The sequence below is a fragment of the Acinetobacter sp. TY1 genome, assembly GCF_048551395.1.
Lineage (GTDB): Bacteria > Pseudomonadota > Gammaproteobacteria > Pseudomonadales > Moraxellaceae > Acinetobacter.
The window spans coordinates 14919-28711 of the sequence record NZ_JBLYZK010000013.1 but is presented as its reverse complement, the minus strand read 5'-3'; the positions used below and the strand labels follow the sequence as shown (position 1 = coordinate 28711).

Annotated in this window: 16 protein-coding genes; 15 read left to right on the top strand and 1 reads right to left on the bottom strand. The window is 37.2% G+C overall.

What is annotated here, in order from left to right; genetic code table 11:
• Window positions 1-62 precede the first annotated feature (62 nt).
• The 14 genes from ACK2M2_RS09550 to ACK2M2_RS09485 all read left to right on the top strand — a co-directional run bounded on the left by ACK2M2_RS09550 (window position 63) and on the right by ACK2M2_RS09485 (window position 12133).
• Entirely contained in the window at window positions 63-1502 is a 1440-nt protein-coding gene (locus ACK2M2_RS09550; RefSeq protein WP_419347858.1) for a C13 family peptidase, read from the top strand.
• A gap of 39 nt (window positions 1503-1541) precedes the next feature.
• On the top strand, window positions 1542-2378 hold the full coding sequence (gene fghA / locus ACK2M2_RS09545) for an S-formylglutathione hydrolase (RefSeq protein WP_419347856.1): 837 nt from the start codon (window positions 1542-1544) through the stop codon (window positions 2376-2378).
• 189 nt (window positions 2379-2567) lie between these two features.
• Window positions 2568-3668 (top strand): YjgN family protein, encoded by a 1101-nt coding sequence (locus ACK2M2_RS09540; RefSeq protein WP_419347853.1) that lies wholly within the window; start codon window positions 2568-2570, stop codon window positions 3666-3668.
• 17 nt (window positions 3669-3685) lie between these two features.
• On the top strand, window positions 3686-4828 hold the full coding sequence (locus tag ACK2M2_RS09535) for a M48 family metallopeptidase (RefSeq protein ID WP_419347851.1): 1143 nt from the start codon (window positions 3686-3688) through the stop codon (window positions 4826-4828).
• A 125-nt stretch (window positions 4829-4953) separates the two neighbouring features.
• Window positions 4954-5640, top strand: coding sequence for a ribulose-phosphate 3-epimerase (gene rpe, locus ACK2M2_RS09530; RefSeq protein WP_409512253.1), 687 nt, complete (start codon window positions 4954-4956; stop codon window positions 5638-5640).
• Between the two features lie 248 nt (window positions 5641-5888).
• The gene (locus ACK2M2_RS09525) at window positions 5889-6449 is read left to right on the top strand and encodes a hypothetical protein (RefSeq protein ID WP_419347848.1); all 561 of its coding nucleotides are present in this window, start codon (window positions 5889-5891) and stop codon (window positions 6447-6449) included.
• Between the two features lie 57 nt (window positions 6450-6506).
• Window positions 6507-8318, top strand: coding sequence for a copper resistance system multicopper oxidase (locus ACK2M2_RS09520; protein WP_419347845.1), 1812 nt, complete (start codon window positions 6507-6509; stop codon window positions 8316-8318).
• The gene (locus ACK2M2_RS09515) at window positions 8305-8607 is read left to right on the top strand and encodes a hypothetical protein (RefSeq protein WP_419347842.1); all 303 of its coding nucleotides are present in this window, start codon (window positions 8305-8307) and stop codon (window positions 8605-8607) included. The genes ACK2M2_RS09520 and ACK2M2_RS09515 overlap by 14 nt, the downstream gene beginning before the upstream one ends.
• A complete protein-coding gene (locus tag ACK2M2_RS09510) occupies window positions 8594-9499 on the top strand; it encodes a copper resistance protein B (protein WP_419347840.1) in 906 nt (301 codons plus the stop codon). Before ACK2M2_RS09515 ends, ACK2M2_RS09510 begins: the two co-directional genes overlap by 14 nt.
• 248 nt (window positions 9500-9747) lie before the next feature.
• Window positions 9748-10065 carry a DMT family transporter gene (locus ACK2M2_RS09505; protein ID WP_419347837.1) on the top strand — a complete coding sequence of 106 codons (318 nt, stop codon included), beginning with the start codon at window positions 9748-9750 and terminating at the stop codon, window positions 10063-10065.
• Window positions 10066-10149: 84 nt separating this feature from the next.
• A complete protein-coding gene (locus ACK2M2_RS09500) occupies window positions 10150-10467 on the top strand; it encodes a DMT family transporter (protein ID WP_419347835.1) in 318 nt (105 codons plus the stop codon).
• A gap of 37 nt (window positions 10468-10504) precedes the next feature.
• Complete coding sequence (locus tag ACK2M2_RS09495; RefSeq protein ID WP_419347833.1) at window positions 10505-10987, top strand: methylated-DNA--[protein]-cysteine S-methyltransferase; 483 nt, start codon at window positions 10505-10507, stop codon at window positions 10985-10987.
• Window positions 10988-11023: 36 nt separating this feature from the next.
• Window positions 11024-11359, top strand: a complete 336-nt coding sequence (locus ACK2M2_RS09490; protein ID WP_419347830.1) for a hypothetical protein — start codon at window positions 11024-11026, stop codon at window positions 11357-11359.
• A 111-nt stretch (window positions 11360-11470) separates the two neighbouring features.
• A complete protein-coding gene (locus ACK2M2_RS09485; RefSeq protein ID WP_419347904.1) occupies window positions 11471-12133 on the top strand; it encodes a nuclease-related domain-containing protein in 663 nt (220 codons plus the stop codon).
• Window positions 12134-12162: 29 nt separating this feature from the next.
• Here the strand turns inward: ACK2M2_RS09485 and ACK2M2_RS09480 are convergent, their stop codons facing one another.
• Window positions 12163-12930, bottom strand: coding sequence for a hydroxymethylpyrimidine/phosphomethylpyrimidine kinase (locus ACK2M2_RS09480; RefSeq protein ID WP_419347828.1), 768 nt, complete (start codon window positions 12928-12930; stop codon window positions 12163-12165).
• 79 nt (window positions 12931-13009) lie between these two features.
• Here ACK2M2_RS09480 and ACK2M2_RS09475 point away from each other — a divergent pair, with 79 nt between their 5' ends.
• Complete coding sequence (locus ACK2M2_RS09475; RefSeq protein WP_419347826.1) at window positions 13010-13654, top strand: HAD-IA family hydrolase; 645 nt, start codon at window positions 13010-13012, stop codon at window positions 13652-13654.
• Window positions 13655-13793 lie beyond the last annotated feature (139 nt).

Below are 13793 nucleotides of genomic sequence, written 5' to 3'. Positions count from 1 at the left end.
AATATTCAATCAGAAGTATTTTTAGGTCACTGTAATCGTGATCTACCCAAACTAGAACTGACATGATCGATTTAAAACCTTCAATAAATTTTTGGCATGATTTTAAAAGCAATCAGTGGGCGGGATTGTGGCTATTTCTCGGATCAAGAAAATCATTACAAATAGTACATCCCTCAATTTTACAACTTATTTTTTGGGGAATATTAGGGGGCTGTGCCAATACGCTGTTTAGTTGGTTGGTCACGGGCGGGGTCGGTGATTTCAACAAACAAGGTTTAGTTAGTTATGCGTTATGGCCATTTATTGCCTTAATTGTTGGGATATTTTTATCACAGCGAACCAATAATACACGATTAATGTTAGTTCCAGCCTTGCTGTGGCTCGTTCTTGACACGCATATTATGCTGTTCCAATGCTTAATTCAGTATTTGGGTAATCTCGATTATTTACCCGACATTGTTTATAACTACATTCCATTTTTATTTGTTCTGCTTTTTGTTTGGCAAAGTTTAGCAGTGGTTTGGGTTATTTCACGTGAATTACATTGGCCTTGGTGGGAACGTGCCCTGATTATGATTGGGACGGTCATTACACTGTCTGTTTGGCAAGTTTCAATTAAAGAACAACCGATTTGGAAAGTGGAAGACGTTCCACCGAGTTTATCTGAAGATGCCTTTTATGCACAAAGTCGCTTACTCAATAAGTCCTTGGAGCAAGTTCAATTTGGTGAGTTTGCACAAACGCATTGGTATTTTTTAGGTGTTGCAGGTGCGAGTTATCAAGATGTTTTCCGTTTTGAAATAGATCGAATTAAAGAGCAGTTTGATACTCGTTTTGGGACATTTGGACGTTCAGTTGAATTGGTTAATAATCCTGAGACACGTACAGAAACCCCAATTGCGTCTAAAACGAGTATGGAACTTGCGCTACGCCGTATTGGGCAGCAAATGAACCATGAAAGTGATGTGTTATTTTTATATATGACATCACATGGTTTACCGAATCAGTTTGAAATGGAAAATGAGCCTATTGATTTGGATGATATTGATCCTAAATGGCTACGTGAAACACTCGATAAATCGGGCATTCGTTGGAAAGTGATTGTGATTTCAGCCTGTTATTCGGGGAGTTTTATTCCTGCATTACAATCGCCTGATACTTTAATTATTACAGCCTCAGCCGCAGATCGGGCATCTTTTGGTTGTTCTAACGAAGCAGATTATACTTATTTTGGTCGAGCATTCTTTGATCAGGCTATGCGTGAAAAAAATACCTTACACAGTGCATTTAATCAAGCGGCTGAAACGGTTGCAAAATGGGAAAGTAACCAAGGCTTTGAACCTTCAGAACCACAATGGGTCATTGGGAAAAATATGGAATTGATGTTGCCACAACTTGAACAGCATCTATTTCCACAAGGTATACAAAATACGCAGGCGGATGGAAGTATCCAACCTCATGCTTTAGAGCTTGATGTGAAACATACACCCAAATCAAATTGACCTGTGCCATTTGACACAGTGTGAGTAAAGGACAATAGAATGGAATTGCTGCAGAAAAATAAATGCTTTGAAGGCGAACAACAGATTTTTCAATTTGCATCTAAGACTTTAAATGGAACAAGCAAATTTTCAGTCTTTTTACCTGAACCAGCACTGCGTGGGCAAAAATGTCCTGCACTTTTCTATTTGGCTGGTTTGACTTGTACGGAAGAAACCTTTGCGATTAAAGCCCACGCACAGCGTATGGCAGCACAACTCGGTTTAATTCTCATTTCACCAGATACCTCACCACGAGGAGGTAATGTCGAGCAAGGTGATTCTTGGGACATTGGTCAAGGTGCAGGCTTTTATATTAATGCGACACAAGCGCCGTGGGCGACACATTTTCAAATGGAAAATTTTGTTGCTGATGAATTATATACACAAGTCATTGAGAAATTTCCAATTCGTACGGATGCAATTGGCATTATGGGGCACAGTATGGGAGGTCATGGTGCATTGACCCTTGCTTGGAAGTATCCTGAAAAATTTAAATCGGTATCAGCATTTGCACCCATTTGTGCGCCGTGTGATTGTCCTTGGGGTGAAAAAGCATTTTTAACGTATTTGGGTGATGACAGAGAATTATGGAAAGCGCATGATGCTACGCAGTTGGTTTTAGAAAAAGGTACATTATTGAGTGAAGTACTCATTGACCAAGGTCTAGCAGATCAATTTTATAGTCAATTGAATCCTGAAAAATATCAGCAAGCATGTCTAAAAGTTGGGCAAAAGTTAACGCTACGTCAACATGCAGATTATGATCATGGTTATTATTTTATTCAGACCTTTATGGATGAACATTTACAGTTTCATGCCTTACAGTTACAAAAATAAAACTTAGATTTGTTATGTATAACGTTGAATTGTCTATAGGGGTGATTCAACACAGTTTTATTTATTATTGTAAAAATATACACTTATTTGATGAGAAACCACATTGATATTTTGTATATTTGTGAATATGTCATACCTTTTTTAGCATTGAATCGATTGAACTCCCAAATTTAAAAAAAAGAGAAAATAATGCAAGAACAATATGATTCTACATTTACAAATCAATTGCCTCCTGATCTTCCTGTACCGCATACATTGGACTCACGTCCTGAATACCTCGGTAGAATTTATCGCTTTAAATTCCATGGTGAAGCGATGGAATATTTTGGTATTTGGATTGTGAATATTCTATTGACTATTGCAAGTTTGGGCTTTTATGCACCATGGGCAAAAGTCAGACGATTGCGTTATTTCTATGGTAATACTGAGTTCTTTGAACGTTTTTTTGACTTTACGGGATTACCCACCAAAATATTAATTGGTCGGTTAATTGCACTGGGTATTTGGGGTGCATTTACTTTGGCTGGTTATTTAGAAATGACCATTGCAGCCTTTGGTGTCGTCATTATTTATTTGGCTTTGCCATGGTTGTTACGTGCAACTATTCGTTTTACCTCTCGAAATAGTAAGTATGCGAACAGCCGTTTTTATTTTGATGGTACTACGGGCGAAGCCTATAAGCAGTTTTTCTTAGGTGCATTGATTGTTGTTTGTACCTTAGGTTTATTTACACCAGTGATGATCTATTTTTATAAGCGCTATGTGCTCAATCATCTGTATGCAGGGCAATTGAAATTCCGTCTAAATAACAGTTGGACAGATTATATGAGTGCAGTGTATTTACCTGTTGCACTTTTTGTTGGGGTGCTGATGCTCTGTGGAATTTCCATTGGTATTTTTGCTGCAATTGGCTTAGATTTTTTAACGGCTTATACCGCAGGATTATTGGGATTAAGTTATCTCTTTGGTTGGGTTTTTATTGTGCCATTAATTCAGGCACGTATATTTATCACTACATGGAATAATACAACACTTGGTAATAGTCAATTTAAAACTGATTGTAATCAGTGGCGTTATGCGTGGATTGTGGTCAGTAATTGGTTTATGAAAATTATTACAGTTGGCCTGATGTCTGCATGGGCTGCCATTCGCTTATATAAATATCAATTGGAATCGATTAGTTTACATTTAGAAGATGATCCTGATCGCATGATGAATATAGCACAGGCAGATCACAGTGCAATTGCCGAAGAAATCAGTGATATTTTTGACCTTGATATTTCATTATAAATACGGAGATAGAAAATATGAGTACAGATTATATGAACTCCATTTCCGTGGTTTTTTATGATGGTATTGTGTCTAAACCACATCAGGCACAATTGTCTGCAGTTGATATGAACTCAATTTTGATCAGTTATCGTGAACAAAATGATCTGCGCAAAAAGACTTTTAAATTAGAACAAATGAATTTTATTGGTGCTTTAGGAAAAAAGTGTCCCGTCATAGAGTTGAATAATGATGCCCGTATTGAATTTCAAACGATAGATATTCCTGAATGGGTACCGATTCCACAAAAAGAATTTCAACAAAAAATTTGGAAGCTTGAACGTACCCCTGCATTGATTTTATTCAGTGTAGTTTTTGTGGTGGCATTGGGCTTTTCAACATTGAAATGGGGGATTCTATTTGCCTCTAAAGTGGTGGCTTTTCAATTACCTGCAAATACTTTGCAGAATATTGGTCAGAAAGCCGAAGACTATATTGTGAATGATTGGACAGGTCCGAGCAAATTGGTACAAGGTCAACAAGCGCAGATCAAACAAGAGTATTTATCTAAGATTGCCGAGGGTCGTCCTGCAAAAATTATTTTTCGAGACGGTGGGCGAATTGGTGCTAATGCACTTGCTCTGCCTAATAATACGATTATTGTGACTGATCAATTGGTAGAAATGGCACATAGTGATCAGGAAATTTTAGGTGTACTCGCACATGAGCAAGGGCATTTAGTCGAACGTCATAGTTTACAACAAGCCTTATCAAGTTTAGGTTTTTCAATTCTGTTGGTTGCTGTAACAGGTGATAGTGGTGATTTAATGACTTCATTGCCAGTGGCGATTTTAGGTGCAAAATACTCTCGTCAGTTTGAACAGCAAGCTGATTTATATGCTTTAAAATTGATGGATAAAAAGCATATTGAGGTTTCCCATTTTGCAAATTTCTTGCAACGTATGGAAGATGAAGAACTTGCAGCAGAACAAAAAAGTGATCAAAAGGCAGGGAAGACCGCAAATAAAGATCAGCAAGCCGCATCTACAGCACAGGCAACATCACAAGATCATTCAAATATAGTAACGGTATTGGAAGCCTTGTCTTCACATCCCGCAACGGCAGAACGTGTGCAGATGGTCAGAGATTTTGAAAAGCAACAGAAACTCGAAAAACCCTAACAGAGAAATTAAAGCTATAGAAAATGGATTTTTACTTAGATTTGAAAAGTCCAATTCGCTTTGAGCGAGTACAGTCGAGGTCTGCTATAATGACCACATTCAAGTCCTTTAAGCTAGGTTCCATCATGTCCAAGCCATATTTAATCGCACCTTCTATTTTATCTGCTGACTTTGCTCGTTTGGGTGAAGAAGTAGAAAATGTATTAGAATCGGGTGCAGATGTTGTTCATTTTGATGTGATGGATAACCACTATGTACCGAACTTAACCTTTGGTGCAGGTGTATGTAAGGCGCTAAAAAAATATGGTATTAAAGCACCGATTGATGTGCATTTAATGGTGTCACCCGTAGATCGTATGATTGGTGACTTCCTTGAAGCGGGTGCAGACATCATTACTTTCCATCCTGAAGCGACTGATCATATTGATCGCTCATTACAATTGATTAAGGATGGTGGTGCTAAGGCAGGTTTAGTTTTTAACCCTGCAACGCCTCTGCATTATCTTGATTATGTTTTAGATAAAGTTGATCAAGTATTATTGATGAGTGTCAACCCTGGTTTTGGTGGTCAAAAATTCATTCCAATGACTTTGGAAAAATTACGCCAAGCACGTAAAATTATTGATGCTTCAGGTCGTGATATTCGTTTAGAAGTTGATGGTGGTGTGACACCAGCGAATATTCGTGAAATTGCAGAAGCAGGTGCAGATATGTTTGTTGCAGGTTCTGCAATTTTTAGTAAACCAGATTATAAAGCTGTCATTGATGAAATGCGTGCAGAATTGGCAAAAGTAGGTTCACTAAGCGTCTAATATTTCCAATATTAAGTTATGTGAATTGTGGATAACTATGATGATAACTTTATGGATAACTGTGTTGATAAGCTTGTAGATAAAGTGCGTATAGTTTAATCGATATTTAATCAAGTGCTTGCAATATCGCCTATATCTGTTCAAAAAGAGTTCAAAAGAGCTCTTTTTTTATGGGAATACTATAGGATTAAGTCGTTTAATTATTCAGCTTTGATTGATAATTGATCGGTGTAAGAAAGAATCAATTTTTGAAAAACAACTCAACAGAAATATATTTGCTTGAAATTCAATTAAAAGTTATCCTTAAAGTAGAAATTGGTTCTAACAAAGGTTGGATTGTGTTCACACAGCTTTGCAAACATCTTTGGTTTGTATCCGTTATGGCTTTTGCTGTAGCGTGGAGCAGTGTGTCTGTTGCATCGGTTAAGAGCATGCAAGTTAGTATGCAGATGCAACATCAACAAAGTATTAATCAACCCCATGTAAGTCCAAATATGCAAAATATGTCAGTGCAGGAGATGAAAAATCACTGCATAGAAATATTACAGCAAGGTCAAAGTGTAGTTGATCAGGTGCAAAGCCTGAACGATTGTCATGCACAGTTGATACAAAATAAACATGCACAGCATGCTGAATGCCAAGATTGTGCATTGTTTGCGTGTCAGTCTTCGATTGTTTGGTTCAATAGTGATATTCCCAAACTTATCACGCCTAATGATCTAGAAAAGAATAGTTCGCTACAAGTACATTATCAAGTACAGCATCTTGTTGGTCATTGGCAAGAAATTCTACGTCCTCCTAAAACCTAATCTATTTTTTCGAAAACTTCTAAATACAAAACTATTTTCAAAAAATTAGGTTGAGTTATGTCTATAAAATTTAATCAAGGTCTGCTTGCAGGCATTTGTATTGTATCGTCTTCATGGGTATTTGCCGCCGTGAAGGAATATCACCTTAACATCGACGAAGCTATTGTTAATGTGACAGGAAAACCTGTCAAACGTATCACGGTCAATGGTCAATTTCCTGCCCCTTTACTTGAGTTTGAAGAAGGTGATGATGCTGTTATTCATGTGCATAATAATTTAAAAACTCAGGATTCTTCAATCCATTGGCATGGATTACTTTTGCCTGGAATTATGGATGGTGTACCTGGTTTTAATGGCTTCAATGGCATTAAACCAAAAGGTGATTTCGTTTATAAATTTAAAGTTCGTCAAAGCGGAACTTATTGGTATCACGCCCATTCTAAGGGGCAAGAACAGGATGGTTTATATGGCTCTTTTGTGATTTATCCAAAAGGTAAACAGCCATTGGCAACACATGAAAAAGCTGAACGTGATTATGTAGTGATGCTGTCAGATTTTCATGAAAAAACCAGTGATCAAATTCAAAAAGATTTGAAAATTTCCGCAGAATATTATCAAGATCAACGTGAAACACTCAGCGATGTATGGAAGCAAGTACAGCGTGATGGGGTAAAAGCAACGTGGTCTGATCGGAAAATGTGGAATCAAATGCGTATGCTGAAAACCGATATGTCTGATGTCACAGGCTATACGTTCTTCATCAATGGGAAAACACCTGAGCAAAATTGGACAGGCATGTTTAAGCCGAATGAGAAAGTGCGTTTGCGTTTTGTGAATGCTTCAGCAATGTCTTTTTATGATGTCAGTATTCCCAATTTAAAAATGACGGTTGTGGCGGCAGATGGTCAGTCTGTGAAACCAGTTGCAGTGGATGAATTCCGTATTGGTACTGCGGAAACTTATGATGTAATTGTTGAGCCAAAAATAGGACATTATCAGATTGAAGCGGAGTCTATTGATCGTTCAGGTTATGCGATTGGTACACTTCACAATGAATTGACTCCTGTGACACATGGCATACACATGCCTGCACCTCGTCCACGTTCACTTTTGACTATGGAGGATATGGGGCATGGTAGTGGTGATATGCAAGGCATGGATCACTCAAAGATGAATCATGCTGATATGCAAGGCATGGATCACTCAAAGATGAATCATGATGATATGCAAGGTATGAATCATTCAGAGATGGATCACAGTCAGCACAGCACATCAGTACCACAAAAAAATGATCAAGTGGTTTACGGTTGGGCAAATGCATCAACACCTGCAGGTAATAAAGCCTTGCAATACGCCGATTTAAAATCGCTTGAACCACAAAAAGATACACGTGAAGCAACAAGTGAGTTGGTCGTGCGTTTGGGTGGCACGATGGAGCGTTATATTTGGACGATTAATGGGAAAAAATTTAGTGACGCTGAACCATTGAAAGTGAAATATGGCGAGCGTATCCGTATCAAATTTATCAATGACAGTATGATGGCGCATCCGATGCATTTGCATGGAATGTTTATGCAGTTGGAAAATGGTCAATCGCCTGTGGATATGCCGAATAAACACACTTTGATTGTGCCACCAGGTAAAACAGTGACTGCTTTATTGACTGCGGATGAGTTGGGCGAATGGGCGATTCATTGTCATCTGTTATACCACATGAGTGCTGGTATGATGAATAAACTCATTGTCGCAAATGTTAGCGATGGACAAGTGTCTACAACGCTAATTCAAGGTGTAGCCAATAACGCTCAAAACAAAGTTCAAAACACAGCGACAACTGAGCAAAAAGGAGCTGAACATGCGCACCACTAATTTTGTATTAAAAGCAATTTTTTCGGTTGCAGTATTGAGTTTAAGTACTTTGAGTTTGGCACATGAAGGTCATCATCCATCTACAACAGAAGGAAAAAATACTTCAGGAATAAGTCAAATGGATCATTCACAACATTCTGCGCAAGAACATGAAAAACATGTACAGATGACCCATTCCGAACACATGAATAATCTGCAAGTACAATCTGAAAATACTCAGCAGAAAGATTCAATTGAAAAATCTCAGAATAAAAATGCAAAGAAAGGAGATCAACATGCACATCATTAATCTTTTTTCTAAAAGTGTTTTAGCGACGTCTTTGTTGATGATGAGTGCTTTGAGTTTTGCTCATAATGGCGAGGATCATAGTGCAAAATCGACCACGACAGCTATGCAGATGGATCATAGTCAGATGAATCATTCACAGCATCAGACAACTTCCACAGTCAATCCCAACGAACCTATGCAGGATGGAGGTAGTCATCAAAACTCCCATCAAAATCATCACCGTAAAGAACATGGTGCGCAGATTTATGCAGTCACGACCGTAGATAATAAATGGTTGATGAATGAAGACGGCGTTGGTGCGTTAAAGTCAGAGTTTGAAACTCGTATTGGCACTGATGAAAATAAGATTTTTATTAAGTTTCATGCAGATAAAGAAGAATCACATGAAGCACATTATGATGCTAAATTTTTATATAGCCGTATGATCTCAGACTTTTGGGATGCACAAATTGGCGCGCGTTATCGAAGTGAAAAAGTTGAATTAAATCATCATCAAAAAGATACTGAAGAAAATGTAGATGCTGTGATTGGTTTACATGGCATGGCACCGTATTTCTTTGAAACCGATGCATATTTTTATGCAGGTGAAGATAAGTATGCGGCATTTAGTTTAGAAACTGAACGTGATTTACTGATTACACAAAAGTTGATTATTCAGCCTTATTTAGAACTTAATGTGATTTTTAGTGATGATTCTAAATATGCTCAAAAATCAGGGTTGAGTAATGCAACCGCAGGGCTAGAAACCCGCTATGAAATTAGCAAGAAAATCATGCCGTATATCGACATTGCTTATGAATATTCGAAGGGCAATGATGAAACACCGTGGCAAGTTAAATCTGATTCTGAAAAAGGTTGGCTCTATGGTGCGGGTATTCGCTTTAAATTTTAAGATATAAGCACTGATAATTGTTGTGAAAATAGGGTTTTAAGGTTCTTGTCTTAAATCCCTATTTTTTACAGGTGTATTTTTAGTCAAAAAATGTAAATCATGATCAATGGAATTTCGAAATTGATTATACTGATCAAATTACAAGGAGGAACGACCTCCCTCATTTTTGAGTTTTCATCTAAAACTTGATCTTTTGAGAAAAATTCGTCAGGACGACCTGACTCTAATATAAATTTGGAGCAGGCATCATGGCTTGGATTTTTCTGATCTTTGCGGGCATTTTTGAAATTGTTTGGGCATATAGCATGAAAATGTCCGAAGGTTTTACTAAACTCACACCAAGTATTATTACCTTATTTTTTATGATTTTAAGCTTTGGTCTGTTGGCCTATGCAATGCGTACTTTGCCACTTGGGACGGCATATACCATTTGGACGGGCATCGGGGCGATCGGTTCATTCCTCGTTGGTATTTTTATTTTAGGTGAGCCTGCAACGGCTATGCGTATGCTTGCAGCAGTATTGATTGTTTCAGGCTTGGTTTTAATGAAAGTATCGTCAAGTTAATAATTGGATTTTGAGCACTATGTTTTTAAAATGTAGTGCTTTTTTATTTTGAATATGGTTGATTTTTAGATTAAGGAAAGTGTTATGGCTTGGGCTTTATTGATTGTTGCAGGGGTTTTAGAAGTCATTTGGGCATATTTTATGAAAGTGTCCGATGGCTTTTCTAAACTTGTCCCAAGCGTATTGACCATTATTTTTATGATTGCAAGTTTTGCCTTGTTGTCTTATGCCATGAAAACTTTGCCACTCGGTACGGCTTATACCGTTTGGACAGGAATTGGGGCAATTGGCTCTTTTGCAGTGGGAATTTTCTTCTTAGGCGAGCCTGCTTCAGCAATGCGTATGCTTGCAGCTGTGTTGATTATTTCAGGTTTGGTGTTGATGAAACTTTCTTCGAGTTAAGTTAATCTGTACGTTCATCCAAAGTAGGAGTAGAGCAATGCAACTTTTTTTTATGGAAATAGATTCACCTGTAGGCGTGTTAAAACTTGTTGCAAATGACATTTCGCTTATTGCGGTGCTTTGGGAAAATGAAACTCCAAATCGGGTGCGCTTGGCAGAGTTGGTTGAAAATAAACAGCATCCCATTTTGCTAGAAACGAAAAAACAATTGAGTGAGTATTTTGAAGGGCAGAGAAAGATTTTTGATTTACCACTCGATTTCGAAGGTACAGAATTTCAACAAAAAGTTTGGCAAGCTCTACTTACCATTCCATTTGGTGAAACACGTAGTTATAAAGATATTGCAGAACAGATTGGCAATGTGAAAGCCGTTCGTGCAGTCGGTGCTGCTAATGGTAAGAATCCGATTTCGATTATTGCGCCGTGTCACCGTGTGGTTGGTGCAAATGGTAAATTGGTTGGCTTTGCAGGTGGATTAGAGAATAAGGATATTCTTCTAAAAATTGAGAATATGGTTTAAAGTATTTGAACTATAAAATATATTTGAATTAATAATATGGTCTCTAGAAAACGAAGTGAACGCGCTTTACAAGTTTGGCAAATTTTAATTTCAGCAGCCAATAATCGTCAAACTCTTACTTATAAAATGGTAGCAAATTATTTAGAATTTCGTGGAGCTGGTATTTTATCGCAAATTTTAGGTCGTATTATGCATTATTGTGAGCGTGAAAATTTACCACCTTTAACATGTATAGTTGTGAACCAAGAAACAGGTGAGCCTGGGAATGGGTTAACAACCATTGATAATTTAATGAAAGATCGTGAGAATGTTTATAATTTGAATTGGTTCGCATTAATGCCACCGACTTTAGAAGAGTTGAGTCAAAATTAATTGATTATCATTTGTAATTTGAATTGCGGATAGGCTTAAATTTTCAATTAAATTAATTTTTATTTATTAAAAAATATAAATAATATTTTGATTTTTTAAGGGGAATTCAAGATAAATACTTCACAAATTTTAGCGCCACTATTGTTGCAACTTTGGTGGTTTATTCCTTTATTTTTAGTTATTGGAGCAATCAAAGCATTTAAACCATTTTTAAAAGGTAAATTTGGTGAGTTTGCTGTGAGTACGCATGTAAAACTCTATTTAGACAAAGAAAAATATATCTTACTCAATGATTGTACTTTACCTGATGAGGAAAATTTGACGACTCAAATTGATCATATTTTATTAAGTCCATACGGAATATTTGTGATCGAAACCAAAAATTATAAAGGTTGGATTTTTGGTAGTGAACGCCAAAAAACATGGACACAAAAAATTTATAAAAAAAGTTATAAATTTCAAAATCCACTGCATCAAAATTATAAACATGAAAAAGTATTGGCTAAGGTTTTAGCAGATATTATCGATCCTATATTGATTCATTCGGTCGTTGTCTTTATGCCTGATTGTGAGTTTAAAACTGAAATGCCAAAAAATGTATTTCAAGGTGCAGTATGGACAGACTATGTGAAAGCTTTTAAAGATGAAACGATTTCCTCAACGAAGCTGAAACAGATTCAATTACACATTGAAAAAGAAATTCTAGAAAAATCATGGAAAACCAACCGTCAGCATGTACAGAATTTGAAAAATAAATCTGTAAATCCATCATAAAAAATGCCCTAAATGATTAGGGCATTGGTTTAAAATCGTTTTGGAATTTTCTGACCACCCTCAATCGGGCTATCCGCATTTTTTAACACACCAAATAACCATGTTTCAGCGTGATTGACTGCGACATTTAAAGCATCACCCATCGCTAAGCGTCCTGCAATAAAGCTTGCTAAAGAACAACCTGAACCATGATATTCACCATCAAGGCGTGGACATTTTGTTTCAGAAATCAATTCACCATTGATATACAAAGCATTACGAATATATTCAGGTGTATCTTCATGTCCACCTTTGACTAAAACGGCTTTTGCACCCATTGTAAAGAGTTTAGCGGTAGCTTTTACTAAATCATTTTCACCTGTTAAAGCACGAAGCTCAACGGTATTTGGCGTGATCACGGTTGCGTGTGGAATTAGCTCAACAAAGGCTTTGACCAAAGTTTCTTGATTGCCCAATGAACCGCCACTATTGGCGACTAAAACAGGATCAAGTACATATAAGTAATCGGGATGCTCACGTAAAAACTTAGCAAGTGCAGCAATATTATCTGTTGTGCCAAGCATGCCTGATTTAATCGCTTTAATTGGTAAATCATTGACCACGGCATTGGCTTGCGCAAGCAATAATTCTTTAGACGTTGCTTCAAAACCAAAGACTTGTTGTGAGTTTTGTATGGTTAATGCTGTACAAGCAATAGCAGCATGTGCGCCACTTTGACCAATCGCTTCAATATCTGCTTGTAAACCCGCACCACCTGAAGGATCAAGACCCGAAAAACACAGTACAGTTGGACGCACCTGATTATCCTTAAATCACAAATTTACGCTAGTATAGGCAACTTTTCGGGAACTCTCGATAGCTAAATAGAGGTAGATTGTGATTAAAAATATTTTGATTGATTTAGATGGCACATTAACCGATCCTAAAGTAGGTATTACCACATCTGCACGATATGGCTTAGCAAAAGTTGGACACCCAATTGCAGATAGTGAAAATATTGACTGGATTATTGGACCACCACTCAAATCATCACTTGCCAAGATTTTAAAGGTTGATGTTCATGCGGATTTAGCCGAACAAGCATTACTTGGTTATCGTGAGCGTTTTTCGGTGACAGGCTTATTTGAAAATCATCTATTTGCTGATGTTACTTCGACATTACAAGAGCTGAAAAAACAAGGTTATAAACTGTTTTTAGCGACGGCTAAACCTGAAGTTTATGCACGTCAAATTTTACAACATTTCGAATTGTTGCAATATTTTGATTATCCTTACGGCAGTGAGTTGACAGGTGAGCGTACCAATAAAGGCGATTTGATCGGTTATATTCTAGAACAAGAAAAATTAGAACCTACTGAATGTTTAATGGTGGGTGACCGTGAGCATGATATTTTTGGTGCGCGCCGTTTTGGTATTGAAACTATTGCAGTAGAATATGGTTATGGCTCAAAACAAGAGTTGGATGAAGCACAACCTAAAGCTCGGATTCAAACTTTTGCTGAATTACTCAATGTAATTTGAGTGGAGTAGTTATTACTTACTGATGTCACTCATAATATAAGTACTATTTCTTATAAACTTATTTGGCAGAGTCGTGCATCAAAAGTTTAACCGTAGGGATTAGTCCTCGGCTAGAGGTACTTTTGTTTTGGCAAAAGTA

Coding starts and splice junctions, on each gene's coding strand:
- ACK2M2_RS09490 (WP_419347830.1), top strand. CDS start 11,024: ATGGTCTCTAGAAAACGAAGTGAACGCGCTTTACAAGTTTGGCAAATT.
- ACK2M2_RS09495 (WP_419347833.1), top strand. CDS start 10,505: ATGCAACTTTTTTTTATGGAAATAGATTCACCTGTAGGCGTGTTAAAA.
- ACK2M2_RS09540 (WP_419347853.1), top strand. CDS start 2,568: ATGCAAGAACAATATGATTCTACATTTACAAATCAATTGCCTCCTGAT.
- rpe (WP_409512253.1), top strand. CDS start 4,954: ATGTCCAAGCCATATTTAATCGCACCTTCTATTTTATCTGCTGACTTT.
- ACK2M2_RS09510 (WP_419347840.1), top strand. CDS start 8,594: ATGCACATCATTAATCTTTTTTCTAAAAGTGTTTTAGCGACGTCTTTG.
- ACK2M2_RS09535 (WP_419347851.1), top strand. CDS start 3,686: ATGAGTACAGATTATATGAACTCCATTTCCGTGGTTTTTTATGATGGT.
- ACK2M2_RS09550 (WP_419347858.1), top strand. CDS start 63: ATGATCGATTTAAAACCTTCAATAAATTTTTGGCATGATTTTAAAAGC.
- ACK2M2_RS09520 (WP_419347845.1), top strand. CDS start 6,507: ATGTCTATAAAATTTAATCAAGGTCTGCTTGCAGGCATTTGTATTGTA.
- ACK2M2_RS09515 (WP_419347842.1), top strand. CDS start 8,305: ATGCGCACCACTAATTTTGTATTAAAAGCAATTTTTTCGGTTGCAGTA.
- ACK2M2_RS09505 (WP_419347837.1), top strand. CDS start 9,748: ATGGCTTGGATTTTTCTGATCTTTGCGGGCATTTTTGAAATTGTTTGG.
- fghA (WP_419347856.1), top strand. CDS start 1,542: ATGGAATTGCTGCAGAAAAATAAATGCTTTGAAGGCGAACAACAGATT.
- ACK2M2_RS09500 (WP_419347835.1), top strand. CDS start 10,150: ATGGCTTGGGCTTTATTGATTGTTGCAGGGGTTTTAGAAGTCATTTGG.